We start from the raw sequence: 26962 nt of genomic DNA on the forward strand, positions 1-26962 counted from the left end.
AAACTCGCTACGCTCGTTTTCAGACGGCCCGAACTTTATGCAAAATCGCCCCAAAGCGTCTGCATGGCGGCGATGGCCGCAAGTGAGGCGGTTTCGGTACGCAACACCCGTTTGCCGAGCGTAACGGATTGAAAACCGGCATCAAACGCCTGTTGCTCTTCCTTCTCCGTCCATCCGCCTTCCGGGCCGACCATAAACACGACTTTGCCGGATTGCGGCCGAACATCGCTCAGTTTTTGAGCGCGGTTCAAGCTCATTAACAGTTTGGCCGTTTCCTGCGGCAACTGCTGCAATGCCTGTGCATAAGTCGTCAGCGGCAAAACCTTCGGCACAATATTGCGGCCGCTTTGTTCACACGCAGAAACAACAATTTCCTGCCAACGTGCCACCCGCTTTTCAGCGCGCTCGCCGCTTAAGCGCACGACACAGCGTTCACTGATGACCGGGCGAATTTCTGCCACGCCCAATTCCACGCTTTTCTGCAAAGTGAAATCCATGCGCTCGGCGGCGGATACCGCCTGTACCAACGTAATGTTCAGCGGCGATTCGTTGTCCGTTGCCTCTTCACGCAAAATCCGCACGCTGGCGCGGCGTTTTTCCAAAACTTCGGGCAAAGCCGGATATACCTTGCCATCGCCGTTGAACAACACGATTTCTTCCGTATTTTTCACGCGCAATACATTCAGATGGCGCACCACATTATCGGGCAATTCGACCACGCTGTCGGGGCTTAAGGCAAAATCAACATAAAATCGGGGCATGGTTTCCTGCTTTATTCATGTATATAATTTAAATTTAAAATTTCATGAATGAAGTTGAAACACGGCGATATGCTCCTGCCTGCTTTCGATTTCATCCACTATAATTTGAAAACTTCCCGAATTTTAATCCACTGTCGCGCAAAACTGCAAAAAACAAGGATATGCCGTGCTATACCGTTTACAGAAAGTCGTCCGCCACATCGCCCAAACCGAAGTCATGCCGCGTTTTCTGAACACGCCGTCACGACGCAAGGAAGACGGTTCGGTTTTGAGTGAAGCAGATTTGGCCGCACAAACCGCTTTTGCCGCCGCCCTGCCCTTATTGGAAGATTGTCCAATGTTGGGCGAGGAGATGAGCGTTCAGGAGCAAACCCGTTTGTGGAACGAACATTCAGACGGCCTGTGGATTGTCGACCCCATCGACGGCACAAACAACTTCGTCAACGGTTTGCCACATTTTGCCGTATCCGTCGCACTGGTTAAAAACGGGCGCACCGAGCTGGGTGTGATTTACAATCCGGTCAGCGGCGAATGTTTCTATGCCGAACACGGCAAAGGCGCATTTCTCAACGGTACGTCGCTGCCGCTGCGTTCGGTAGAAAAAAAACTCAGCGAATCCATTGCCGGCGTGGAAATCAAATACCTGCGCTCGGGCAAACTCGCCAGCCGCATGAACACCCTCGCCCCATTCGGTACAATCCGCAGCATGGGCAGCAGCACGCTCGACTGGTGCTATCTTGCCAGCGGCCGCTACGATATTTACATCCACGGCGGACAAAAACTGTGGGACTACGCTGCCGGCGCATTGATTTTTGAAGAAGCCGGCGGCTGCCTGACCACTTTGGAAGGCGATGATTTCTGGAGCGGCGAGCACGTTTTCAAGCGTTCCGTCATCGCCGCTTTGCAACCCGAGCTGTTCAAACAATGGGTGAAATGGATTCGCGAAAATCAGTGAAAATACCGTTTATCTTCAAAATATCACGATTATCTTGCAATTTATTGAAATAATTTCACTTCTTAACAGCATTTAATACTAAAAACGGTAGAATACCAATTGCTGACACAACACCGCTCTTTCATCCCTTTTGGGCGGTGCAGCAAGTAAGACGTTTTCCCGCAATGTATTGGCCATTCATACTTCTCCCTTAGTATGAATGGTTTTTTTTATCTGCAAAAACAGCTCAGGCCGTCTGAATATTCAGACGGCCTGTTCACATCATTACTTGAAAAACTGTCCGCAACACGCCTTAAATTTTTTGCCAGAACCGCACAAACAAGACTGTTTCATCGTCGGCAAAGCAACAGTCGGATCAATAAAATACCAACGTCCGTCTATTTTCACAAACGCCGACAGCTCATGATGGCACTCGGTTTGCCCGTTCTCCTCAAAATACGCCTCAAACTCGACCAAAGCATGCAGCTTGCCAAACGGCACATGACGGATAACCTTCAATCCAGACCACCGCGTCTGCTTACTCCATGCCGCCAAATCCTGCTTGTCCAACAAATTCTGCTGCGCAGGGACGGTCGTGTCCACGATATAGTCGATTTCCTGCAAAACATACGCGCTGTAACGCGAGCGCATCAACTCTTCCGCCGTTGAAGCCGCCGCCTCACGCGCATGAAACGGTGCGCAACATTCCGTATAAACATGCCCCGACTGACAGGGGCAAAGTGTAGTCGCCATTCCTAATTACCCAAATAAATCTATTTCAAAATTATAACGCAAACCCGACTCAGGCCGTCTGAAAATGAGCGTAGCAAGTTTCGCTAAAACGAGCGTGGTAAATTTCACTAAAATAAGCGTAGAGAGTTTCGCCAAAATAAACGCAACAATCTGATATAATGCGCCTTTTCGATTTTGATTATCCATGATGACCATTCCCATCCAAAGCATCAGCCGCCTGTTGCCGCAAACCCAATGCCGCGAGTGCGGCTATGAAGGCTGCTTACCCTATGCACGCGCCCTGTCCACAGGAGAAGCGCCGGTAAACCTGTGCGCGCCGGGTGGGGAAACCGTCATGAAAGACCTGGCCGACCTGTTGGGCAAGCCCTACCTCGCGCCGGCAAAAACACAAATCAAAGCTGTGGCACTGATTGACGAAGCCGCCTGCATCGGCTGTACCGCCTGCATCCGCGCCTGCCCTGTCGATGCCATTATGGGCGCGTCCAAACTGATGCACACCGTCATCAGCGACGAATGCACCGGCTGCGGCTTGTGCGTTACCCCCTGCCCCGTCGACTGCATCGACATGGTTCCCGTATCGCAGCCCTTCCTGCCGTCCGCACGCCGTTTCAGCACCTCTGCCGAACCGCGCTTTGCCGCCGCCGAACACGCACAAAGCCGTTTTGAACGCCATACCGCGCGCAAACAGCGCGACGATGCCGAACGCAAAGCTCTGCTGGCGCAACGCGAAGCCGCCGTCAAAGCCAAACAGGCCGTACAGGCGCAAACCCGAACAGCCGCACTAAGCGCCGCATTCAACCCCATGGATTTGATTGCCAAAGCCATGGCCAAAGCGCAATCGCAGCAGGACAAACTCGTTTCCTCTGACAACCGCGAAGACTTCAAAGCGCGCCAAATCGAAGAAGCCAAAGAACGCGCCGAACTGCGCCGTGCCCAACGTGATGCCAAATACGGCAACGAAGCCGAAAAAGCCGCCGCCATCGAATTTCTGCGCCGCTACAAAGCCGAACAGGAAGCGGCCAAAGAAGCGCGCTGATTTCCAAAACAACAAACCCATTCCGACCGCTTCAGGCCGTCTGAAAACATTGCACGAAAACCAATAACTTTATGACCACACAAGAATTTCCACACCAGCATACCGCCCATTGCGAAAGCGGTGTGATGTCCACCCTGCTCAAATACCATGGCCACAATTTAGACGAAGCCATGATTTTCGGCATTGCCCACGCGCTGACGTTTGTCTGGATGCCGCTGATCAAATTAAACGGCATGCCGCTGGTTTCCTACCGTACCGCGCCGCGCAGCATCATCAAAAATACCTGCAAAGCATTGGGGCTGAAATTATCCATCCGCAAATTTTCCGACGCACAAAGCGGACAAGCCGCATTGGATGCCGCGCTGTCTTCAGGCAAACTGGCCGGTTTGCAAACCTCCGTCTTCTGGCTGCCCTACTTCCCGCCGCAAATGCGCTTCCATTTCAACGCACACAATCTTTTAGTGTACGGAAAAGACGGCAACGACTACCTCATCAGCGACCCCGTATTTGAAACCGTACAACGCTGCGCCGCCGAAGATTTGCAACGGGCGCGCTTTGCCAAAGGCGTATTGGCGGCAAAAGGCATGATGTACACCTTGGAAGACAACAGGCCGTCTGAACAAATCATGGTAGACTTGCCCGCCATTATCCGCAAAGCCATACACAAAAACGCCAAACATATGCTCGCGCCGGTCTTTTTCATCGGCGTCAAAGGCATCCGCACGCTGGCCAAAAAAATCGAATCCCTGCCCGCCAAACAAAACGACAAATACCAAAAACTGTTTCTCGGCCATTTGGTGCGGATGCAGGAAGAAATCGGCACCGGCGGCGCAGGTTTCCGCTATATCTACGCCTACTTCCTCGAACAAGCCGCCCATATCTGCAACGAACCTGCGTTTCAGACGGCCTCAGAACAAATGACCACCATCGGCGACCAATGGCGTCAATTCGCAGCCATGTGCGTGAAGCAATGCAAAAAACCGTCTGAAAACGGCTGCCGCAACATTGCCGCGTTTTTGCGCAAGATTGCGGATGATGAAGAAGCGTTGTGGCGGGGATTGTTGAAATAATCAGGATTTATTCGATCCCGATTAATCTACCGTGAATTATTTTGACATTCAGGCCGTCTGAAAACTAAAAGAAATAAAAAATGCGTTACTTAGCCACTCTCTTATTATTGTGTTCCGCCTTAACCCATGCCGCGCCGCCGAACGGCTTTGCCTTGGTTCATGATGCCGACGGACACACCAACTTACGCGAAAGCCCCGATTTGAAAGCCAAAGTCTTGGCAAAAATTCCCAACGGCACACCGTTGGAATGTTTGGGTGACGGCGGTGAAGGCAGCCTGAGTTTCTGTACTGCCCAGCTGCAACAACCTGCCGCAGAAGACTACGGTTTCATCCATTACAGCCGTCTGATATTTCCCGCCTCCGACAAAAACTTCGTCCGCCTGCGCGAACAATCCGGTCGCGACGATACGCTGACTTTGTCCGGTAGCGGACAAACGGTACACATCGTTGCCCGCCGCATCCATCCAAAACTCAGCGACTTCTCGGGCATCAACAAAGACAAATACACCGCGCGTCTCTATCGAGGCAAACCTTTCTATGGTACAGACTACGACATTCCCAAAAGCGTGTTCGCGCTTGAACGTATCACGCTAAACGGTCAAGCAGTTCCCTCTGCCGAACTGCAAGGACTGTTCTCGCCCGATTTTGCCGCCACCGCACGCGGCAGCAATGTATATCAACGCTGGGAAGCCTATTACCGCCGCGGCGATAAGATGCTTTATCTATTTGGCAGACAAGGTTCGGACGGCGATCCTTTCGGCGTCTGCTTTATATTTAAGGACGGCAAATTCCAGCGCCGTTATTTATGGGGGACTGCGATTTAAATATCGCTCGAAAGGCCGTCTGAAACCATGATTCAAATCCAATCCCTCTCCCACCGTTATCCCAAAGCCGAAACCGCCGCGCTGGACAATGTGTCGTTCGACATTGCCGACGGCGAATGTTTAGGGCTGCTCGGCCACAACGGTGCGGGGAAAACGACGCTGATGTCGCTTTTGGCCGGCTTGCAGGAAGTACGGCAGGGCGAAATTTTGTTTGACGGCAAGCCGTTGCGCCTGTTAAGCCGCAGCGAGCGGCAGAAAATCGGTTTGGTGCCGCAGGATTTTGCGTTTTATCCGCAGCTTTCGGTGTGGGACAACCTGCTGTTTTTCGCCTCGCTTTACAAAGTGCGCGACAAAGGCCGTCTGGATGCGCTGTTGGAACAGACCGACCTGACCACCCACAAAAACAAGGCGGCAAAGCATCTTTCGGGCGGGCTTAAACGTCGTCTGAATTTTGCCATCGGCCTGATTAACACACCGCAACTGGTGTTCCTCGACGAAATCACGGTCGGCATCGACCCGCAGTCGCGCCGCTTTATCCTCGACAGCGTGACGGATTTGACACGGCAGGGGGTAACGGTGGTTTATACCTCGCACTATCTGTCGGAAATCGAGCAGCTTTGCGGCAAAATTGCGCTACTGCAACACGGCAAGCTGGTGTACCACGGCGGTTTGGACGAGCTTTTAAGCACGCAAACCGGTGTCGTGCGCTTTACCGTCGAACCGCCTCTGCCACCTCAGACGCTGGCCGCTTTGGGTGCAAAGCAAGTAGACAGCCGCGGCATGATGGAAACGGCGCACGATGCCGCCACCGTTTACGCCGCCCTGCAACAAAGCGGCGCGCAAATCCGCTACTTCCAGCAGGGACACGGTTCGCTGGAAACGTTTTACCTTGATTTTCTGCGCAAAGACGAGCCAGCAACAGATAAGCAAAACCCACAATGACGACTTCCTCCCTCCTCAAAGAACTCAAACTGCTCTGCCGCGACCTGCACGGTTTGGCCGTGTTGTTTGTGATGCCCATCGCCTTCATGCTGATTATGTCGTTGGCGCTGAGCCGCGACCAAGACCCGCACACCGACAGCCGCATCGCGCTGGTCGGCGCGGCAGACGACAGCGTCAATACCGCGCTGGCCGCCGCGCTGGAAAAAGAGCAGATTCATGTTACGCGGATGCCGTCTGAAAAACTGACCGACGCGCAAAACGGCCTGCATGACAAGCGTTTCCAACTGGTGCTGCATAACCCGAACCCCGCTTCCGACAAAATCACCGACAACAAAGCCTTGCAAATCTATGTACCGCCGGATACCGAGCCTTCATGGCTGGCGGCGGTTAAAGGCGTTTTGCAGCAGCACTACACACAAACGCGGCTGGACGCCTATTTCGACAACAACGACGGCATCAAAATCGACAATAAAAAATTGCCCCGCTCCATCCGCAAAGACATCCAGAAAAAAGTCGATGAAAAAAACGACGAACAATTCGCCGCCGTGCGCAGCTTTTTAGATAACAAAATGCTGGAAGAACACTATCTGAGCGCAGGTAGCGGCATGGTGGAAAAACCCAACGCCGTACAGCACAGCGTACCCGCATGGCTGATTTTCGGTATGTTTTTCATCATGATACCGCTGTCGAACGTCATGGCGCTGGAACGCCAGACCAACACCATCACCCGCCTGCGTCTCGCCCGCGCCTCCGCGTCCGGCCTGATTGCCGCCAAACTCGTCCCCTATTTCCTGATTAACCAACTTCAGTTTGTCGGAATGCTGCTGCTCGGCCGCTACCTGCTGCCCGAAATCGGCGTGCCCGCCCTCATACTCAACGGCAGCCTTGTTCCCTACGCGCTGCTGTCCGCCGCTGTCAGCGCCGCCGCACTCGGCTATGCGCTGTTAATCAGCGTCTGCGCCAAATCCACCGAACACGCCGTCGTCCTCGGTGGCGGCGGCATCATCCTGATGGCGGCAATCGGCGGCATTATGGTGCCTGCACACGTCATGCCAGAAACCATGCAGCAACTCACTTGGATTTCCCCGATGGCATGGGGCTTAAAGGCTTTTCAAGAACTGCTGCTCAACCGCAGCGGCTTGGACGGAATCGGCCGTTACCTCATCCTACTTTCAGCATTCTCTTTTGCCACGCTGACTGCTGCCGTATTGGTTTATCGTAGGCAGTTGCAAACGCAGGTTAGGTTTTAAACGTTTGTCTGCCCTAAGTAGAAAACTTATTTCTCAAAACCATTCCTATAAAACTTCAGGCCGTCTGAAAATATCTTTCAGACGGCCTGATGCTTGATGTGCTATGGATTGTTTCAATAACAAAATATACTCAACAAAATTCTAAAATCCAAACGCAAAAAAACCCGCTTTTTTCAAAGCAGGTTTTTTATATTTGGTGGGTCGTGAGCGATTCGAACGCTCGACCAACGGATTAAAAGTCCAAATAATAAAATATAAATAATTGTTTCTAAACAGAGTTGAAGCCAGCACCTTCAGTCTGATACAGTTTAATTTTGCCTTATCTCGGCACAAACCGGACACATACCACAGAACGAAAATCCAAGCATTTTTACTCAATTTGCTTTGATTTTCGTTTTTTCTTTTCAGAATAAATAAAGGAAGGGATGTGAAAAAAACATGAAGAGAATATTGATACTGACAACATCACTCTTTGCTTTTTACCAAACATCAGCGATTGCCGACGCTCCATACCCTCAATACGCTGCATTAGTTGAAAAGCATGCGGCATTACAGCGTTTGGACAAAAACATTGTATGGGCGGTTATGGGGCGTGAGAGCTCAGGAAACCGTTATGCTCTATCCAATAAGAATGCACGGGGTTTGTTACAGGTCATACCTCCCACTGCTGCAAGAATGGGGGTGAATCCTAAAAACCTCTACGACCCGGAACAAAACATCATCGCAGGTACACGTTACCTGCGTTTTTTATGTAACCACTTTCCTGACAAATCCAGCCCACATGGTTGCAATATTGATTTGGTACTGGCTGGGTATAATGCCGGTGAGGGAGCTGTCAGGAAATATGGTGGCATTCCGCCTTATCGGGAAACGCAGCACTACGTCCGCAACGTGAAAGAACGTTACGCACGATTGAGCGGCAATCGTACAGTTTTGGCATCACACTCTGTTCAGCCTTTTAAGCCAAAGCCTATACCTGCTGTTGCCCGATCTGATAGCTCGTCTGAAAACATAGTCAAAGTAGCAGCCCAAGCACCCGTCAAACGATACGCAGAATGGGATGTATTTAAAGAGTTTTAACTGCCTTCGGGCAATTCTTATTACCGCTAAATGCGGTTTTTTTTGTCTTTTAAAAAGGAAATGATGATGAATTACATCAAAAAAGCTGTAACCAATACACAAACAGTTGCAACAGTTGCTTTACTGGCAATGGCACAAACTGTATTGGCAGACGGGTTTAGTGGTGAGGTTTCTTCTATGGCTATAAGTGTCCGAACGGCCATCTACACGCTTGTCGGTGTTGTCGCCACTATTGCCCTTGTTTGGCAGGCGGCACAAGGGTTCGGGGGAAGAAAGACATGGGGGGATGTTTTAGAAACCTGTTTATGGATTGTGTTTGCCGGTGCTGCTATTGCCGTTGGCACTTGGTTGTTTACAAAAGGCGGTAGTATGAAAGTGGGCTAAAAGTTGGAGGTTCTCAAGTGAAAAAAGAAGACATCCATACCGAACAGGCGACCTTCAACGGCTTGAATAGGCGTGCGATGGTTTTAGGAATTCCTCTACCGGCTTTGGCCGTTTGCGGTTTAGCTGCCGTCATCTTGACAATGGCAACACTGCCCTTTCTTGAAGGAAGGGCATTATATTTTCTGCTGTTGCCTTTGCCGGTTTTGGCCTTCCTATACACCATCAGTAAGAACGACGATCAGGCATTGAGGATTTATTTCTATGAAACGAAATATTTCTTACGTCGTCGAAATGCCAAAATGTTCAACGGTACCAATACCATTCTCGCCACAAAATTCGGGAGACAACAAAGTGATTATCAGCGATTTTTTGAGCAACGCTCTAAAAGCGCAACCGGCACAGTCGGATTTTCTACCGAAAATCTGCCAACACGTCACAAACAACATCGTTAATTACAAAACGGGACATCTCGCCTTCGTTATCCGCATGGAAGGCCTGCCGTTTGATGGTGTGGACGACAAGCACCTGTTCACGCAGTTTGTATCGTTACGCAACCTGCTCGCCGGTATGGGCAAAACCTTGGGCAACCGTTTGGCGGTGTGGGGAACGCTGCAACGCCAAAAGATTGTCTTTGACCGTGAATACAAGTTTCAGGAGGCCTTCTGTCAGCAGTTTGCTGACAAGTATCTGAAACGCTTTCAGGAAGCGGATTATTTTGAAAACGTGTTCCATCTGACGGTTTTGATTAAGTTCGACCATTTGGAAGCAGGGATTAAAGAGGCAGAAGAACAAATTCAGATTCTGATGCGTTCACTCGAACCCTATGATCCGTATCTTCTGACTGCCTATCAGAATGAAAACGGTGTTGCCTTCTCGGAGGTGTACTCGTTTTTCGGTAGCCTGATTAACGGAACAAGGGAAGAGATTCCACTTTCGGTTGTTGATGCTTATCAGACCATTCCTGGGGCTAATCTGCATTTTGGCTCGGATTTGTGCGAAATCCGTTCACAAAACGGAACGCGCAAGTTCGCGCAGATGTTCGATCTGAAGGACTTCGGTGTCAGCAAGCCTAAGATTTTGACATCCATCCTGCGCCTGCCGTGTGAATTCACATTCACGCAAAGCCTCGTATTCATCAATCCGTATGATATGCAGGGTGAAATCAGGAAGCAGCTCAACAACCTGACATCGGTCAATGACAAAGCGACCGCGCAACAGGAAGAGTTGGAAGAAGGCCAAGGCTTGCTTGTATCGGGTGAACTGATGTTCGGCGACTATCATGCGGCGTTGGTCGTGTACGGTAAGACGGCGGAAGAGGCGGCGGCAAACGGTGCGCGTGCCTATTCCACATTCCTGAATGCGGGCGGTTATCGCTTTACCAAGGCGGGACTTTCCGCTCCTGCGACGTTTTTCAGCCAAGTGCCGGGCAGCAAGGAAAAGCCCCGCTCTTTCCCGAAAACGACAACAAACTTTGCGACAACCTTCGGCATACACAACTATTCGCACGGTAAAAAACAGGGTAATCCGATTGGCGACGGTTCGGCAATTATGCCGCTGCAAACCACGTCCAAAACGATTTATGACTTCAACTTCCATTTTTCAAACCTGAAGGAGGACAGCCTCGGCGAAAAAATCGCCGGACACACGCTGATACTGGGTGCAACCGGTACGGGTAAAACTACGCTGCAAACAGCCATGATGGCGTTTACCGAACGCTTCAACCCTTATATGTTCGTGATGGACTTAGACCGGGGCATGGAGATATTTATCCGCGCCATTGGTGGCTCGTATTTTGCGTTGGAAGCGGGGGTTCCAACTGGGTTAAACCCTTTCCAACTGCCCGATACGCCAGGAAACCGTGAATTCCTGTACAGCTTGGTCGGTATGTGCGGCGCAGACGAAAACGGCAAACTGACGGCGACGGAAGAAAAAGAGATTCAGGCCGCCGTCGATACGATGTTCAGCATGGATTACGAACACCGTCGTTTCAGCCATCTGTTACAAAGTATTCCCGTCGTTCCTGATCCCAACTCACTGCGTATGCGCCTGTCCAAATGGTGCGAAAGTGAAGGCGGACGGTTCGCATGGTGCTTGGACAACCCGACAAACCTGTTTGATGCTGAACAATTCTACCGTGTCGGCTTTGACCTGACCGATATTCTGAAGGACGACTATCCGCCGACCGCTCCGGTTTTAGCGTATATGTTCCACCTGAGAAATATCATGATGGACAAAGTTGCTAAAGAAGACGGCATTCTCGCTTCCATCATTGAAGAATTTTGGTATGCGGCACGTTTTGAGGCATTGCAGGACATCATGCTCAAGATTCTGAAAACCGACCGTAAACGCGGCGGCTGGTTGATTTTGGTGTCGCAATCACCGGAAGATGCAATTTCTTGTCCTATTTTCCCGGCGATTGTGCAACAAACGCCAACTAAAATCTTTCTGCCGAATCCTGATGCCGAATTTGAAAACAGCTACGAACGTTGCGGCCTGACGCTAAAAGAGTTTGAGGAACTTTCCAAACTCTCGTTGGAAAGTCGCACATTCTTGGTTAAGCAGTCGAAACAATCGGCTTTTGCCATGCTGGATTTGTACGGTTTTCATGATGAAATGGCTTTCCTGTCAGGTTCATCTGATAACGTTGAGTTGTTGCATCAAATTATGGAAGATGTTGGCAGTGAAAATCCGGATGTTTGGTATCGCCCATTTCTTGAAACCCTGCGAGAACGCCGTGCAGAGAAGAAAAATGTGCGAGCCGCATAATATTCTTTTAATTTAACGAAGGCTGTTTGAATTTCAAACGGCCTTTTTTTTGCCGCTTGATGCGGCTTTCAACAAGGAACTTATGATGAAATTGAATCTGAAGAAATTATCCGCTATGGCTCTTCTTGTTACGAGTTTAACAGCTATGCCTTTAGCAGTTACAGCTAGTGGTATTCCGGTAGTTGATGGTGCAGCAGCAGCTCAACGCGCCCAAAACTTCCTTCAGCAGATGATGGAGATGGCTAAGCAACTCGCACAAATGAAACAGCAGTACGAACAACAGGTTAAACAGTTTAAAGCGATGACAGGTTCGCGCAATATGGGCAATCTTTTGAAGGATACGCTCAAAGACCAAATTCCTTCAGAATGGAGTGCAATTTATGACGGAGCTAAAAATATTGACTATAAGTCTGTAATTAATAGTAAGGCTTATAACCCTGAAACGGCGCAACGAATGGCTGTGCATAACATGAAGGAGATGGAAAAAGTCTTTAACTCGATGGAGACACAGCTTAAATCTCTGTCGCGCTTGATGGACGAAGTCAACAATACACAAGACATCAAAGCCGCTACTGACCTGCAAAACCGTATTTCTGTGGAACAGGCAAAAATCGCCAACAATCAAACCAAGCTTGATATGCTCGATCGGTTGTATAAACGACAACAAGAAATCGAACAGCGCCAGTATGCTTCCCGTGAAGAATGTATGGCACGTCATATCCGTGATCGCAACTATGCGGTCTGCAATCAGTAGTAGCTTTATCGTGCTGCATTCGGGAGTAAGCGAATGCAGCACTAAATAAAATAGGGCAAATTATGGAAACAACTTCTTATTTTTCCGAACTCGCCAACTTTCTACTAAACGGTATGGGAACTAATCTGTTCCAAAAATCAAACAACATGATCAGCGGTATTGCTCCGGTTTTTCAAATCGGCTTTGGGATTTATATCCTGTTGATCGCGTTTGACTATTACAAACGGGGGTTTGATGAAAATGTCGTGGATTTGGGTAAGCGCATGATCGGCTGGTTGCTGATTATCGCTTTTGCGTTCAATTCCAGTCAGTATCAGAAACTTGCCAATATCATGTGGATGTTGCCCGAAAATCTGAGTGGATTGTTGGGGACTTCAACCTATACTGCAAGCGCGTTGGATACCCAAAGCAACAATATCTTAAAGATGATGGAGAATATTTTTGCGTATGCCTCTTCTTTGGATATGCTACAAGTATCAGATAAGCTGATGCTTTATATTGGTGGTACGGTTGCTGTTATATTGGCTTATTTGTTCTTTCTCATTACATTTGCTTATTACCTAATTGCCAAACTATCATTGGCGATGGTAATCGTCATCGGACCTATGTTTATAGGTTCAATGTTGTTTCCTGCAACACGGCAGTGGGGCATGAATTGGATAGGACAAATCCTTAATTACTCAGTTACAGTAGTGTTTTACGTTATTCTAGGTGCATTGCAGAATGATTTTTTCAAGAACCAATTAGAAAGAGCAGTAGTTGGAGAGATCGGATCAGTTGCTCAGGTAGTCGGCTTGATTCCGCTCTTTTTCCTATCAACAACAATTTTTATTTTGGTTGCCTGGAGTATTCCTTCGATTTCTTCCGCTTTAACGGGTGGGGCATCTGTAAACGGTTTCAGTCGAACCGTTATGTCTGTGGCAAGATGGGCAAAAGGTGTGAAACTTCCCGGTGGCGGGAAAGTCAAACCGAAATAATCCAATTTTAGGAGAATATGATCATGACTTTCGTAACTAAAATGCTTTGGTGGATGTTGTTGCTTTCTGTGGGCACATTGGTGTTTATCGGTATGTTCGGCAACTTGATGGAAAGTTCTTTGGCCAGATTAGCCGGGCTATGTATCGGTTTATCGATTTTTGGATTATTTTTTAAACTGCTTGACCGACCAGTACCGGTTCGTTTTGATGATTAATACTCTAAGGGTTTAAATATGGATTATCGCAAGATTACTAAATTTGCTGCTATAACAGCCCTGAGTTTGGGCTTGAGTGCCTGTGCTGAACTGACTGACGGCCTCAGCGCCATCAACGGTACTTTGGCGGGCATTAATTCAGGTATGGCCGGTTCGGGAGCAGGGCAAGCTAAAGACACTTTGTCTTTAGGCAGTAAATCGACAGCTCAATACGAATTAAAAAACTTGAAAATGCTTGTTGTCCAAAGAGGTGGCAGTTATAAGGGGGCGATTCCACAGGCAGATATAACCTTTACTGGTGAGGCTTTAAACAAAACCAATCGTCTGATTGTGGTTAATGTGTCCGTTCCTATTTATGACAAACAGGGATATTATGTGTCGGCAGTATCAACCGACATCCACATACCTCCTAAAGAGAAAGTCAAAATTGACAACTTTCGTACAACTCTTTCTCTAACCGATGATAATCGTTTCAATATTCAAAAAACGCAATATCACGCAACAACCTATTAATCTATCTGAGAAGAACACCCCAATCGGGGTGTTTTTTTTGGGCTTATCGATTCATAAATCAAGGAAATCCCCGTGAAAACCATCCTTCTTCTCTCCCTTTCTATCGCACTTTGTGCATGTTCCGGAAAAAAGCCTCCTCAACCTCACGGTACGCCTTTTCCGATTAATTCAACTATTCAGCAAGAGGATAAATGATGCCTGACAATTCACAAAAAGCCAGCAATAACAAAATGGCTATTGAGTTTATTAATGCTGCAAAAGGTTTTGAAAGCGCAGAAATTGTGCGTGTTCATAAATCAGCAAAAATTGCATGGCGCATCAGTGGTGCGTGTCTCTTGATCACAGGCTTGGCAGTTGGAGCAGTAGCAGGTCTGACACCTTTAAAAGAGACACGGCCTTATGTAATCAAGGTCGATAACAACACCGGGCAAACGGAAATCGTAACGATGATGAAAAATCAGGAACAATCCTACGGCGAAGTTATGGATAAACACTGGTTGACACGTTACGTCCAACTTCGTGAAAGCTATGACTGGGTAACAATTCAGGATAACTACGATGCGGTTATGTTGATGAGTTCCCCTGAGATTCAGGCAGCATTTTCAAAAATCTATAACGACAATCCGCAAGCTCCGCATAAGGTATTAAAAAACCAATACAAGGTAGTCGCCAAAGTAAAAGCCGTGACTTTTATTGGTAGTACAGCGCAAGTCCGTTTTGAAAAACGTATGGTACCGATTTCGGGAGATTTAAATCAGGAAATTCCTGTTCAAAACATGATCGCAACTATCGGCTACGAATATGCGAACCAGCCTATGAGTGAGGAAGCCCGCCGTATCAATCCATTGGGCTTTATTGTCAAAAGTTATCGCGTCGATCCGGAAACTGCGCCATAACAGAAAGGGTTAACGATGAATGTAAAAATGAAACTGACAGCATTACTGCTGATGGGACTTTTACCTGCTGTATCCGGAGCGGTATCTGTTCCCAAAGGGTCGGCTAAAGACGGCCGCATCCAAACCGTTGTGTACAATCCCGATGATGTTATTCATGTTCATGCTCGTATTGGAGAAGCTGTTTTAATCCAACTTGAAGATGGTGAATTGCTGACTGGTGATACAAGCGGCTTGGGTATGGGTGATACAGAAGCCTGGAATTTGGCAGTTCGAGGTAACAATCTCTATATGAAGCCGGTTGCTTCCGCTCCAGCCACAAATATGTTGATTACAACTAACAAAAAACGAACATATGCCTTCGATTTGTCGCTAACCGGCAAGAAAAATGGCAAATATGTTCAAAAGCCGACTTATTTACTTCGATTTGTCTATCCTGATACTGCGGAATATAAAGCGCGTGCCGAAGCTCAGAAACAGGCTAAGGCTTTGGAAAAAATCAAAGGAACAAGGCATCGATCCAGTGTTCAGCACAATTACAACTATTGGGGTAAGGGCAATAAAGCACTAGCACCGACAGCGGCCTACGATAATGGCCGCTTTACTTATTTCAGCTTTGATAACGGTCGAGAACTGCCACTGATTTACAAAGTTATGGCTGACGGTACAGAAATGTTGCTTAACAGCCATGTGGAGGGCGATACCGTGGTAATCCATGAAACTGCAAAACATTTTGTTTTGCGCCTCGGAAAATCTGTGCTTGGTTTGGAAAATCGTAGCTTCGATGAACAAGGCACGTTTAATCGAACCGGCACCGGCAATCATGATTTTGTCCGTATTAGTAGAGAGAAGGAAGGCAGATGAAATTCTTCGACAAATTCAAACGAAAAACTAAGCCTAATACCGTAGAAAACGGTGATTTTACAAAGCCTGAAGCCCTATCCCAATCTGTTCAGAACGATAAAATCGAACCCGGCATACCACTGAATCTAAATACTGCTACACCTAATAATATGCGTAAGGTCGCTTTAGCAGGAGTAGGCATTCTTGCGGTAGGTGTCATCGTATCGGGACTGATCGGGATGACGGGTGGGGATGAAGAAGCGGAAGATTCTCAACCAAAGATTGCTTCTGCTCCTGAAGTAACAGGGAGTAAAAACTTTGCCCAGGATAAAGCGGAAATTGCTCTGATGGATCAACAAGCCGCTTCAGATCCCGTTCCGGATGAGGGTGCTTCCGAGCCTCAACCGGAAGTGGCTTCACAAGTCCAAACGGGTGCAGTTCAACCCACTGTTCAACCGGTGGAGCAAGTACCCTACGATAGCACTGTTCAAGCCACACCATCTGAAACTACGCCTTCTCAAACCCCTAAAGACCGCAAAATGAGTGGTAATGTTTTAGTTAAGTTTGATAGTAGTATCTCTGACTTGGGCAGCACTTCATCTGAAAGTAGCGCACAACTGAATACAGGTAGCCCTCCAAGTTTCTTTGGGGGTGAGGATGGAGGTGGTGCTACACAGGGAGGTGGGGGCAGTTTTGGTTCGCGACTGAATGCGACTGTAACGGCTTCAGCCCAAGCACAACAACGTGGAGATTTGACATATCTGCTGGCCAAAGGAACGAATATCCCTTGCGGATTGGATACCAAGATCGTAACAACCCAGCCTGGATTTACCCGGTGTATCGTATCGAAAGATGTATATTCCGCTAATGGACAAACCCTTCTGATCGAACGTGGCAGTAAAATCATCGGTGAACAAACTTCCGCCTTGTTGCAAGGACAAGCACGAGTTTTCGTGTTATGGAATGAGCTGGAAACGCCGACTGGCGTAAAAGTGCCACTAGCGAGTCCAGGTGCAGGGGCTTTGGGTGAAAGTGGTCATGCTGCTTATGTTAAATACCATTTTTGGAAACGTTTCGGCGGTTCTATTATGATTAGCTTGATTGGTGATATTGGTGATGCTGTTGGTAATCGCCAAAATCGAACTTCGGGCAATAATAATCACATCTCGTATGAAAATACGAGCGAGGCCGCGCAACAGATGGCAACCGAAGCCTTGAAAAACAGTATCAATATTCCGCCAACCGGTACGATTAATCAGGGCTCACTGATTAACATCATGGTTGCCCGGGATGTTGATTTCAGCAAAGTATATGAGTTGGTTAATCCTTACGGATACTGATTCAGACGGCCTGCCCCTCCGGGGGCAGGTTTTTTTATGAAAGCCTAATTCCAAATGACACAAAACCCGACAACTTTTCACGGGCAGGCATCTATCCATTCAGATGCGGTTGTCCGCAACTTGATGGCCAAAACAGGTTTGGACGACTATCTCAACCGGGAAGGCGTAACCGAAGTACTGATTAACCGCGAACGCGAAGTCTTTTTGGAAACCTCGGCCGGTTTTGAGCGGATTGAAGACGACCGGCTGACACTGCCGATTTTGACTCAGCTTGCTACCGCGTTATGTACCTATAACAGCAAACACATCAGTATGGAGCAACCTATCCACTCCGTTACTCTGCCTGACGGCGAACGCGGCCACATCATGATACCGCCGTCCTGTGAAGACAAAACTATCGTCTATGCTTTCCGCAAACCGTCGCAGACACGTTTTACATTGGATGATTACATACAGACGGATCGTGTTTCCCGTTTTCAAGATGTATCTGCCTTTGGAGCTTCAGCCGACCTTAATCTTGGCGAAATGGAAATAGACAACAAATATTTTCGGGATATTTCTGACAAGATGAAGTTACCACATGACGTACAACTTGCACCTTGGCAATATGAGATGTTGGATCACAAGGCAAACCGTAATATGAACGCCTTTTTTGCTTTGGCCATTAAACACAAACTCAATATCTGTATGGTCGGTGGCACCGGCTCCGGTAAGACGACCTTCACTAAAGCCCTATCCGATTTGGTACCGGCAGAAACCCGTATTATTACGCTGGAAGACACGCATGAGCTTGACTTGCCCATGCACCTTAATCATGCCCATCTCTTTTACAAAGGCCATATCACGGCAAAAATGTTGATTGCCGCCTGTATGCGTTTAAAACCCGACCGGGTTTTCCTGACTGAGCTGCGTGGCGACGAGGCTTGGGATTATATCTCACTCTTAAATACAGGCCATCCGGGCGGCCTAATGTCCGTCCATGCCAATGATGCACGGAGCGTCCATTACCGTATCGCCCAACTGGCGAAAGAATCGGCAACCGGCCGGACAATGGATTACGACTATATCCTCAACTCGGTTAAATCCAGTATTGATGTTGTTGCCTATTTTGAAAAGACTCATATGACCGAACTGTATTTTGACCCGGTTGAAAAATTTTATGCCATGCGTGGCCGAGTTTAAGGAAGAAATATGCCATACCTAAACCGTATTGAAGTAATGGGTAATTTGGGAAAAGACCCGGAATTGCGTTATCTGCCCAATCAAACGCCTGTAAGCAGTATTTCACTCGCCTATACAGAAAAATGGCGTGATAAAGCCAGTAACGAGCAACGTGAACGAATCGAATGGTTTAATGTTGTGTTGTACGGCAAACAGGCAGAAACAGTTTGTCGCTACATGAAGAAAGGTGATTGTTTGTGGGTTGCAGGTAAGTTGCAATCACGCCGTTACGAACATCACGGTGTTGAGAAGACTGTGTATGAGATTATGGCTGGAGAAATACAGATTATTCATACAAAAAACCAAAACGAAACTGTGTCCGGTTTGGAATATCTGTAAGTTTTTGAGTTCAAGCTGTAATCGTATGCCCGCTTTAAGCGGGCTATATTTTTTTATGGGGCATTAGAGAATGAAAAACAAGTTAATTGGGCTTTTGGCCATGCTGGGCATTTTTGTTCCAATAAGTTTTGCTGGTGGCATGTACCTAGGTAGTATCGTAATGACGGCATGGTTGAATTTAAAAAGCGAGCCATCCGTTAGCATGTTGTACCACTATTGGAAATACTACGACCGGTTGAGACCTGGCGCTCAGACGGCCTTTGAAGTTTCAGTCTTTATTGCTCTTCTGATTCCAATTGTAGTTGCCGTGATAATTTGTGCAGCAATGCTGATGAAACCAAAACGTGAACTGCATGGATCGGCGCGCTTTGCCAATCGTATGGAAATCACAAAGCATGGTCTTTTGAAAAAGAAATTTACTGGTGATGAGGAACCGGATTTACTGATTGGGAAATATGGTAACGATTATTTGCGTTGGTCAGGTAACGAATTTTTATATTTAGCCGCACCTACCCGGTCAGGAAAAGGCGTAGGTATTGTGATTCCAAACTGTCTTCACTACCGGGACAGCATGGTCGTATTTGATCCGAAACTGGAAAACTTTCTGATTTCAGGTGGCTATCGGTCTTCTCATGGACAGGAAGTATTTTTGTTTAATCCGGCCGGTAGAATGCCTGAACACGAACGCAATCCGAACGCGCCTTTGGTTTCACACCGTTGGAATCCTTGTACCTATATTCGCAGAAATCCCGTCTATACCTACAAAGATGTGAAAAACATCGCTTCCATCATGTACCCAAAGCCGTCTAAAGATAACGGCAGTGCGACCTTTTTCCAGGAATCTGCACAAAACCTGTTTGCCGGTCTGTTGCTCTACATGGTTGAGACGGAATCGGAGCGCGACTTATCCTTACCTGAAAACAAAACCACGTTGGCCAACCTGTTCCGTTTGACGACACCATCGGATGGAAGAACGTTGGCAGAGTGGATTAAAGATGAAATGACATTGCGCGAACAACAGCCTCATACACAGTTGAGCCAAAACTGCCGCAGCCTGCTGATGGGCTTTGCCAACGGTAACGCCAAAACGGGCGCAGACATTTTGGCAACACTGATTGCGCCTTTGGGCATTTTCATTGACCCGGTAGTCGAAGCGGCAACAAGTGGCGACGATTTTTACTTGGATGAAGTACGCAAAAAAAGGATGACGGTTTATATCGGTATCGTTCCGACTGAAACAGCCGTATTTTCACGACTGACGAACCTTTTTTTCAGCCAACTGATTACAGTAAACGTCGAGCAGGGTTTGCCGTCCAACAATTCCGATGCGCTGAAATACCAATGCTGCCTATTGATGGACGAATTTACCGCCTTGGGTGTAATTCCAGCCATTCAGCACGGTGTCTCGTATATCGCCGGTTACGGTCTGCGTCTTCTGCTGATTATACAAACTCCATCTCAGGTAACTGATCTATATGGACGTGATGCAACACGCACATTTTTCACCAACTTTGGCTGTCAAATTGTCTATCCACCGCGAGAACAAAGCGATGCTGATGAATACAGTAAACTTATCGGTTACGAGACTTACAAAGCCAAATCTACATCAAGGTCAGTAGGGAAAGGGGGAAGTCGAAGCACAAGTACCAGTGATCAACGCCGAGCAGTGATGAATCCGGACGAGTTGAAGATGATGCCGAAAAGCGACTGTATCATCAGCTTGGGTAACAGCCGTCCGATCTATGCCAAGAAAATCGTATACTACACCGACCCCGTATTCGCTAAACGGGCAAATTGGGCATTGCCGGAGATCCCGGTTTTAGATATTCATACCGATGTTAGATCACCCATCACTGTATCTAAAGCAGCATTCGTTTCCCCTGATGAGATGGATAGTTTCCATTGGAAGGATGCTTCAAACTCAGAAGAAATCGCCGGTGCAATCCTATCCTCGATTATTCCGCCGGATAGCCCGCCGGAATATATCAATGAACTGATGCCTGTACTTTTGGAAAATTGGGGTGAAGACTCACTGCCATTTATCAAGCAGTTCATAGGTGATAACGTCCAAGCCGGAGCATAAGAGAAGCGGTCTGTGAAAAGCAGACCGCCTTATTTTTTATTTTTTCTATAAGGAAGTGGAAATATGAGCGACATTGACGACATCCGCAGTGCCTTGAGTTATATCGACTCACATGATCGCGATACTTGGTGGCAGGTTGGCGCGGCCGTTAAAGACGAGCTGGGCGAAAACGGTTACGACCTTTGGGACGAATGGTCACAACGCGCTGACAACTATGACAACCGTGCCGCCAAATCAACGTGGAAAAGCCTTAAACCGGGCAGCTTCAGTATCGGAACGGTGTGGAAGCTGGCGCGGCAGAACGGCTGGCAGCCTGCCAAGCCCTACACGCCGCCAAGCGTGGAAGAACAGGCGCGGCGCAAAGCGGAATCTGAGGCAAGGCGGCAGGCGGCGGAACAGGAGCGGCAGCAGACGCAACAGAGGGTGAAAGGCACGGCACAAAAGATTTGGAATAGTAGCCGCCCCGCTTCGTTGAGCCATCCCTATCTTGCCGCCAAAGGTATTACCAACCCGGATGCCATCGCCGGTCTGCGTCAAAACAAATATAAGGACAACGACAATCTGATTATCCCCGTCCTGTACGAAAATGAAATCGTCAATCTGCAATCCATCAACCAAGACGGAGGCAAACGCTTCTTGGCAGGCGGTCAGGTTCAGGGGGCTTATGCCTTTATCGGCAAGGCCGATGATGTGGAAAAAGTCGGTGTCGTCATGGCGGAAGGTTATGCTACGGCGGCAAGCATCTACGAAGCCACGGGCAAGCCCGTCATCATTGCTTTTGATGCAGGCAACATGGTTGCCGTTGCCGAACGTTTGGCACAAAAACTGCCTCAAAACGTCCCCGTCGTAATCGCTGTCGATAACGACGCTTCGCAAACTGGTATCAAAAAAGCAAGACAGGCAGCCGCATTGTTGGGCGATCGTGCCACGGCAATCCAACCCGAATTTTCTATGACGCAGATACAACAGTATCAGAAAGGCAAAGGCGTTGATGAAAAAGGTCGTCCCCCTTTACCGAGCGACTTTAATGACCTACACAAACTGGCTGGACTCGAAGCCGTTCGCCAGTCTTTTGCAGAAGGTGTCAATCTCGTCTTAAACCCTGACAACAGCCAAGATCAGGCAATCGTTGACGAATTGGCAGCATGGCGCGAAAGGGTTGAGAAAGCCAACCATAGACTGCCCGAACCTGAAAACTTGGAGAACCCCATGAATCCTGAAAACAAAGACAACATTCAGACGACCTCTTCTAATACAACCAACAGTATTGAATACGAGGGTCGAACCCAAACAGTCAATGAGACGGTTTACCGTGAGTCTGACTTTAAACATTACGAGTTGCATGATGCAACAACCGACATCATGTATTTACGCAAGACACCCGAAGAAATTCAACAAGACTTGGATAAAGAAGGTACGCTTAAATCCTATGAAGGTATTACACATGATGGACAACGTGTAACGTTTTACAAAACGGAACAAGGATGGGAAGCACCCCTAAAAGATGAGTTTATTCAGGAAAAGAACAAAAAAGGACAGACTTCTACCCGCTCCGAATCGGAATTTACCGCCCCAAAGTTCGATAGGCCGTCTGAAACTGAACCAAACGCCCGCAAGGTCGTTTTAGACCTGCAATATCGTATCCCTGACAACATCAAAACGCGTTACCACAGCGTAGGCGGCAAATTCTATTCCGTTTCAGACCACAAAACAGTGCTGTTTGAAGATCAAGGCAAGCAGTTAAAAACAGCCCTTTCTGATCCGCAAACAGTCAAGGATATGTTGGAAGTTGTCAAAGCCAAAGGTTGGGACAGCATAAAGTTGTCGGGCAGTAAAGATTTCCGTCAGGCAATGTTTATTGAAGCCGCCGCCCAGGGTATCCGTACCAGTGGCTACAATCCGACTGTCGCTGATTTGCAGCGAGTGGAAGCGTTGCGGGAACGTTACGCGCAAAACGGCATTACACCGGAGATGGTGCGTGAGCAGGAAAGACGACAACCGGAAGTAGAGAAGGAACAGCCAAGACAAGAGCCTCATAAACAAACAGAACAGGGTAACTCTCAAAGCGAAACGGGGAAGCCTACACAGGAGCAGGAACAGCTTAAACCCGAGGTTGAACGTGAAGAGCGCATTCATACCCAGCCCGATGCTGCCATGCTGTCTGCCGCTGATCGACTGAAAGCGCAAAGCACACTGCCTTCCGACAGAACAATCAATGCTTCTCCTCGAGCTGATACCGATATTGACGTACCGGTTCATTCCATTGGTCGGGAAGAAGTTCCCGCCGAAGTCGTGCATCAGACTGATGATATGAAGGCGGCTGCGTTGAATACAGGCTTTGTTGCGGCGAAAGATCATTATATGCAGAAAGCACAAAAGTTGAGTAAGCCCAATCAAAAGAAACTGGCAATGTATGAACGCGGTGTGATGGATTCAATACGCGGGCTGGAAGGTGATGTACGCACAAAAGCCTTAAGAAACTACTACGAGCATACCGCCCAAAATATGCACGGAACGAAGCTGAAATTGCCCGATCCGATTCAGATTCCAAGTCCGACACAAGAGCAACAACAGACGGCAAAAGGCCGGGAGCAATACAATCCTGAAAGAGGGCAGGATCCGGAAATTACAAGATAAGGAGGAAAGATGGAAGAGTATGCCGATATTTTGCAGGAAGATTGGAATACCCTACTCACTTCTGAAGAGCAAGAGGTATTTTTCAATCTAAGTCATGAAGAACAGGAGGCTTATCTGACCGCCTGCCAGTCTTATGAAGCCATGAAAGCTTATTTGGATAACCCGGAGTCTCCACCGGAGGCCAAACGGCTTTTAGATTTAAGTAGTTGGAAATAAACAGTAAGCCCTGCCGGAAATGGCAGGGCTTTTTTCTGTTTGGAGGAGAAAAAGAATGACTGAGCGCAAAAAAAGCCATCAAGAAGAATATGCAGAAAAAATCGCCAAAGAACTGATCGAGCGACTTAAGCAGGGTACAGCTCCATTTCAATTGCCCTGGCTGCCTGATATGGGTAGAGATTTTCCTTTCAACCCCGTATCAGGTACTGAATATAGCGGTATGAACCGTCTAAATTTGATGATTCAAGGTTACAGTGATCCGCGCTGGATGACTTACAAACAGGCTCAGAGTGTGAACGCACAAGTCCGAAAAGGGGAGCGTGGAACTGGGTTAGTAAGGCTGATTACCCATACCGAGAAGATCCAAAAAGATGAAAAAGGAAAAATTATTCGAGACGAAAATGGAGAACCCGTTAAAGAAAGAATCCAGTTGGAGAACCCTTATTTCAAAAGTTTTACCGTTTTTAATGCCGAACAGATAGATGGTTTACCGGCATGGGAAAAGGCACCGCCTGTATGGATTGACCACGATCGTTCAGAAAAACTTCTCAAGGCTTCGGGCGCGGTTATCCATCATCGAGGCAATGATGCGTATTACAACCGAACCCGGGATTTTATAGTACTGCCCCCTAAAGAACGTTTTTTTGGGCAGGGAGAATATTACGCTGTTGCTCTGCATGAACTTGGGCATTGGACAGGGCATGCCGACCGGCTTAATCGAGATATGGGTGGTCGCTTCGGTGATTCATCTTATGCCCGGGAAGAACTTCGTGCCGAAATTTCTTCGATGATGATGAGTCGTGAGCTGGGATTACCGCATAATCCTGACAGACATGCCGGGTATGTTGGCGATTGGGTAAAGGTATTGACAGAAGAACCTATGGAAATTCTGAAAGCCTCTCAAGACGCAGCAAAAATCAAAGAATTTATTTTTTCTTTTGAAAAGCAGATAGAAATAGGTCGGGAGCAGAATCAATCCATTGACCAGGCTACAAATACAACAAGGCCGTCTGAAAATGAGAAATTTGTAGAACCAGGTAATCAGACTTTTGAAGAACGCATACAGGCGGCAAAAGAACGTTACGAAGACAGATTTTCGGAAATTAGTGCCAATGATCAGAAAAAATATCGCCACTTAGAAGAAGGCATGGAAAAGTTAATTAAAGGCTTACCGGAGCATACACAGGCGCAAGTACGTTTTAATTTTTACCAAAGTCAGTATGAGCATATGAGCGTCAAAAACGAACTTGAACAATCCCCCGCACAACAGGAAATGTTTTATGGGAGATAGCTGCATAAAGAACATTTGAAAACCCGACAGGTTTGTACCTGTCGGGTTTTTCTTTTTATAAAGGATGGATGAGTGAATAAAACTACCGACAATGACAAACGTCAAGTCCTCCGTGTCTTTGGATTAGACGAATCCGAACTGGAAGCATTGCGTAAGTTGGCTGAAAAAGAATACGGTAAAGCAAGTGTTTCCTTGTTGGCCAAAAAACTTTTGAAAGCCAGGTTGGAGGTACCGGAAGAACCTGCCCTGGTCAGTCTTCCTCCACCGATAGGCAGTAAACGTATTACCGTCCGCCTGCCGGAAAAAGACCGGGCTTACCTTGAAGCAGCCGCTGAACAGCATAAATGCAGTGTCAACGATATTGTGCGCGATATAGTTCAATCACATGTTCGTAAACATCCCATGCTCTCTACGACCGAAGTCGAAATCTTGCATCAATCTAATTACCAGCTTGTCAGTATCGGCCGCAATCTAAACCAAATTGCCCGACAGCTCAATATGGGCGAAGGTGTTTCGCTTACATCAGAACAGATAAATGCCCTATCACAATTCATCAGGCAACATACCCAAAGGGTAAGTGACGTATTACGAACCAACCGCAAACGCCTGTCCGAATAGGAGTAAAGCTATGTCCCTGTACCGTAAAATAGACGATTGGTTTTTGGGTTTCAAAACCCGCTCCGTCCGTGCAAAAGATTCCAGCATCCCCATCTCAAAATCCAATCACCGGGCAAAATCCAGAGTACCCCTCAAATCCGGTAGCGGATTGGCCAACCTGACGGCGGCGGCTAAAAAACACCCCGAAGTCATGGTTAAAATCCCTAAAAGGCTAAGTCGAAACTCCAATGGTATGCAGGGCATACGCAACCATTTGGACTACATTTCACGCAACGGTAAAATTACTGTCGAAAATCACTCCGGTGAAAAATTAAACGGAAAAAAAGCCGTCAAATCGCAACTAGAAGATTGGCAGAAACTCAATATCCCCGAAAGAGGCAAACACCGGGAAGCCCTCAATATCGTCCTATCCATGCCTGCCGGAACACCGCCACAGGCCGTCTTGAATGCCGCCCGCAATTTCGCCGCCGAACAGTTTGCCGACCATCAATACGTCTTTGCCCTGCACCACGAATCCGAAAAAGAAGGAGAACCCGAGCATCCCCATGTACATTTGTGTGTATTGATGAGAGATACCTACGGGCAACGGCTTAATCCGCGTAAAAATGATCTTTTTGAATGGCGCGTCCGTTTTGCTGAAAAACTCCGGGAGGAAGGTGTAGAGTGTGCGGCTACTAAACGGCAACACCGGGGAAAAATCCTCAAAGCTGAAAATGGCATAGTGCGAGCCATGAAAGAACGTGGTGCAACACCCCGCATCGAAAAGCAACGGCTGGAAGAATTAAACCAAGCAATCAAAAACCTGGAACGTCCGACACATCCCTACATTCAGAAGGTCATGCAGACACGCGGTTACATATTGGCTGAATATGGTCTTATAGCCAAAGAACTGTATAAGATGGGACACAAAAATGAAGCCAGGCTTATCAGTAGATTGGCTAAGGATATGATTGGGCAACCTCTAAGCACTAAAGCACAACGGGAATACGATCAAAAGGTCAGCCCTCAAGTACAGCAAGAACCGCATATCTCCAAACAAACAGGTATAGAACAAGACAACGAACCTACTCGTTAAACAAGCAATGCAAAAGCCCGGCGGCCGTACAGATGTCTGTACGGCCGCCGGGCTTTTTTGTTTTTATATTTTGTCAGGCTATGTAAATCAGTTTGCCTACTAGACAAATAGGGGTCGTTTGCGGGAGAGGGCGAAATCCTACGCTAA

The 26962-nt window shown here is 47.7% G+C and carries 29 protein-coding genes; 26 read left to right on the forward strand and 3 right to left on the reverse strand.

The features are described 5' to 3' along the window. Window positions 1-35: 35 nt before the first annotated feature. Window positions 36-761 carry a 16S rRNA (uracil(1498)-N(3))-methyltransferase gene (locus tag HMPREF2596_RS09225; protein WP_070850850.1) on the reverse strand — a complete coding sequence of 242 codons (726 nt, stop codon included), beginning with the start codon at window positions 759-761 and terminating at the stop codon, window positions 36-38. Window positions 762-927: 166 nt separating this feature from the next. Here HMPREF2596_RS09225 and HMPREF2596_RS09230 point away from each other — a divergent pair, with 166 nt between their 5' ends. Further along, window positions 928-1716 carry an inositol monophosphatase family protein gene (locus tag HMPREF2596_RS09230; protein ID WP_070850851.1) on the forward strand — a complete coding sequence of 263 codons (789 nt, stop codon included), beginning with the start codon at window positions 928-930 and terminating at the stop codon, window positions 1714-1716. A 264-nt stretch (window positions 1717-1980) separates the two neighbouring features. Here the strand turns inward: HMPREF2596_RS09230 and HMPREF2596_RS09235 are convergent, their stop codons facing one another. Next, window positions 1981-2448: a YchJ family protein gene (locus tag HMPREF2596_RS09235; protein WP_070850852.1), complete on the reverse strand. Its 468-nt coding sequence runs from the start codon at window positions 2446-2448 to the stop codon at window positions 1981-1983. A gap of 6 nt (window positions 2449-2454) precedes the next feature. Continuing rightward, window positions 2455-2634, reverse strand: coding sequence for a hypothetical protein (locus HMPREF2596_RS09240; RefSeq protein WP_070837024.1), 180 nt, complete (start codon window positions 2632-2634; stop codon window positions 2455-2457). 1 nt (window position 2635) lies between these two features. Here HMPREF2596_RS09240 and HMPREF2596_RS09245 point away from each other — a divergent pair, with 1 nt between their 5' ends. From HMPREF2596_RS09245 to HMPREF2596_RS09360, 25 genes are all read left to right on the forward strand, one after another. Beyond that, on the forward strand, window positions 2636-3484 hold the full coding sequence (locus tag HMPREF2596_RS09245) for an RnfABCDGE type electron transport complex subunit B (RefSeq protein ID WP_070850860.1): 849 nt from the start codon (window positions 2636-2638) through the stop codon (window positions 3482-3484). A 71-nt stretch (window positions 3485-3555) separates the two neighbouring features. After that, window positions 3556-4554 (forward strand): BtrH-related acyltransferase DarH, encoded by a 999-nt coding sequence (locus tag HMPREF2596_RS09250; protein WP_070765600.1) that lies wholly within the window; start codon window positions 3556-3558, stop codon window positions 4552-4554. A gap of 80 nt (window positions 4555-4634) precedes the next feature. Beyond that, the gene (locus tag HMPREF2596_RS09255) at window positions 4635-5378 is read left to right on the forward strand and encodes an SH3 domain-containing protein (RefSeq protein ID WP_070765599.1); all 744 of its coding nucleotides are present in this window, start codon (window positions 4635-4637) and stop codon (window positions 5376-5378) included. 27 nt (window positions 5379-5405) lie between these two features. Beyond that, entirely contained in the window at window positions 5406-6320 is a 915-nt protein-coding gene (locus HMPREF2596_RS09260) for an ABC transporter ATP-binding protein (protein ID WP_070765598.1), read from the forward strand. Next, window positions 6317-7570, forward strand: coding sequence for an ABC transporter permease (locus tag HMPREF2596_RS09265; protein WP_070765597.1), 1254 nt, complete (start codon window positions 6317-6319; stop codon window positions 7568-7570). Before HMPREF2596_RS09260 ends, HMPREF2596_RS09265 begins: the two co-directional genes overlap by 4 nt. 438 nt (window positions 7571-8008) lie before the next feature. Further along, window positions 8009-8650 carry a lytic transglycosylase domain-containing protein gene (locus HMPREF2596_RS09270; protein ID WP_049323724.1) on the forward strand — a complete coding sequence of 214 codons (642 nt, stop codon included), beginning with the start codon at window positions 8009-8011 and terminating at the stop codon, window positions 8648-8650. Between the two features lie 66 nt (window positions 8651-8716). Beyond that, the gene (locus tag HMPREF2596_RS09275; RefSeq protein ID WP_210401079.1) at window positions 8717-9034 is read left to right on the forward strand and encodes a TrbC/VirB2 family protein; all 318 of its coding nucleotides are present in this window, start codon (window positions 8717-8719) and stop codon (window positions 9032-9034) included. Window positions 9035-9051: 17 nt separating this feature from the next. Further along, a complete protein-coding gene (locus tag HMPREF2596_RS11655; protein WP_234396119.1) occupies window positions 9052-9486 on the forward strand; it encodes a VirB3 family type IV secretion system protein in 435 nt (144 codons plus the stop codon). Further along, complete coding sequence (locus HMPREF2596_RS09285) at window positions 9386-11800, forward strand: VirB4 family type IV secretion/conjugal transfer ATPase (protein WP_070850854.1); 2415 nt, start codon at window positions 9386-9388, stop codon at window positions 11798-11800. The genes HMPREF2596_RS11655 and HMPREF2596_RS09285 overlap by 101 nt, the downstream gene beginning before the upstream one ends. An 85-nt stretch (window positions 11801-11885) precedes the next feature. Continuing rightward, the gene (locus tag HMPREF2596_RS09290) at window positions 11886-12554 is read left to right on the forward strand and encodes a TrbJ/VirB5 family protein (protein WP_168167173.1); all 669 of its coding nucleotides are present in this window, start codon (window positions 11886-11888) and stop codon (window positions 12552-12554) included. Between the two features lie 62 nt (window positions 12555-12616). Next, entirely contained in the window at window positions 12617-13531 is a 915-nt protein-coding gene (locus tag HMPREF2596_RS09295; protein ID WP_049323728.1) for a TrbL/VirB6 family protein, read from the forward strand. A 23-nt stretch (window positions 13532-13554) separates the two neighbouring features. Further along, entirely contained in the window at window positions 13555-13746 is a 192-nt protein-coding gene (locus HMPREF2596_RS09300) for a hypothetical protein (protein WP_141762678.1), read from the forward strand. 18 nt (window positions 13747-13764) lie between these two features. Next, window positions 13765-14259 (forward strand): hypothetical protein, encoded by a 495-nt coding sequence (locus HMPREF2596_RS09305; RefSeq protein ID WP_049323729.1) that lies wholly within the window; start codon window positions 13765-13767, stop codon window positions 14257-14259. 72 nt (window positions 14260-14331) lie between these two features. Next, a complete protein-coding gene (locus HMPREF2596_RS11660) occupies window positions 14332-14454 on the forward strand; it encodes a hypothetical protein (protein WP_282822551.1) in 123 nt (40 codons plus the stop codon). Next, a complete protein-coding gene (locus HMPREF2596_RS09310) occupies window positions 14451-15155 on the forward strand; it encodes a VirB8 family type IV secretion system protein (protein ID WP_114139676.1) in 705 nt (234 codons plus the stop codon). The genes HMPREF2596_RS11660 and HMPREF2596_RS09310 overlap by 4 nt, the downstream gene beginning before the upstream one ends. Before the next feature lie 27 nt (window positions 15156-15182). Continuing rightward, window positions 15183-16016: a P-type conjugative transfer protein VirB9 gene (gene virB9 / locus HMPREF2596_RS09315; RefSeq protein WP_065425730.1), complete on the forward strand. Its 834-nt coding sequence runs from the start codon at window positions 15183-15185 to the stop codon at window positions 16014-16016. Further along, a complete protein-coding gene (gene virB10 / locus HMPREF2596_RS09320) occupies window positions 16013-17335 on the forward strand; it encodes a type IV secretion system protein VirB10 (protein ID WP_053088399.1) in 1323 nt (440 codons plus the stop codon). Before virB9 ends, virB10 begins: the two co-directional genes overlap by 4 nt. A gap of 54 nt (window positions 17336-17389) precedes the next feature. After that, entirely contained in the window at window positions 17390-18517 is a 1128-nt protein-coding gene (locus HMPREF2596_RS09325; protein ID WP_070850857.1) for an ATPase, T2SS/T4P/T4SS family, read from the forward strand. A 9-nt stretch (window positions 18518-18526) separates the two neighbouring features. Then, window positions 18527-18895, forward strand: a complete 369-nt coding sequence (gene ssb / locus HMPREF2596_RS09330; protein WP_049323733.1) for a single-stranded DNA-binding protein — start codon at window positions 18527-18529, stop codon at window positions 18893-18895. A gap of 70 nt (window positions 18896-18965) precedes the next feature. Next, window positions 18966-20978, forward strand: a complete 2013-nt coding sequence (locus tag HMPREF2596_RS09335; protein ID WP_070843149.1) for a type IV secretory system conjugative DNA transfer family protein — start codon at window positions 18966-18968, stop codon at window positions 20976-20978. 63 nt (window positions 20979-21041) lie between these two features. Beyond that, window positions 21042-23615 carry an LPD7 domain-containing protein gene (locus tag HMPREF2596_RS09340; protein WP_070850858.1) on the forward strand — a complete coding sequence of 858 codons (2574 nt, stop codon included), beginning with the start codon at window positions 21042-21044 and terminating at the stop codon, window positions 23613-23615. A gap of 9 nt (window positions 23616-23624) precedes the next feature. Next, entirely contained in the window at window positions 23625-23831 is a 207-nt protein-coding gene (locus HMPREF2596_RS09345) for a hypothetical protein (protein WP_049323736.1), read from the forward strand. 55 nt (window positions 23832-23886) lie between these two features. After that, window positions 23887-25122 carry an ArdC family protein gene (locus tag HMPREF2596_RS09350; RefSeq protein ID WP_070850859.1) on the forward strand — a complete coding sequence of 412 codons (1236 nt, stop codon included), beginning with the start codon at window positions 23887-23889 and terminating at the stop codon, window positions 25120-25122. Between the two features lie 72 nt (window positions 25123-25194). Further along, the gene (gene mobC, locus HMPREF2596_RS09355) at window positions 25195-25740 is read left to right on the forward strand and encodes a plasmid mobilization protein (protein WP_283140424.1); all 546 of its coding nucleotides are present in this window, start codon (window positions 25195-25197) and stop codon (window positions 25738-25740) included. Between the two features lie 10 nt (window positions 25741-25750). Continuing rightward, complete coding sequence (locus tag HMPREF2596_RS09360; protein WP_070829829.1) at window positions 25751-26815, forward strand: relaxase/mobilization nuclease domain-containing protein; 1065 nt, start codon at window positions 25751-25753, stop codon at window positions 26813-26815. The last annotated feature ends 147 nt before the right edge of the window (window positions 26816-26962 follow it).

It is taken from the genome of Neisseria sp. HMSC078C12 (assembly GCF_001838065.1).
Taxonomy (GTDB): domain Bacteria; phylum Pseudomonadota; class Gammaproteobacteria; order Burkholderiales; family Neisseriaceae; genus Neisseria.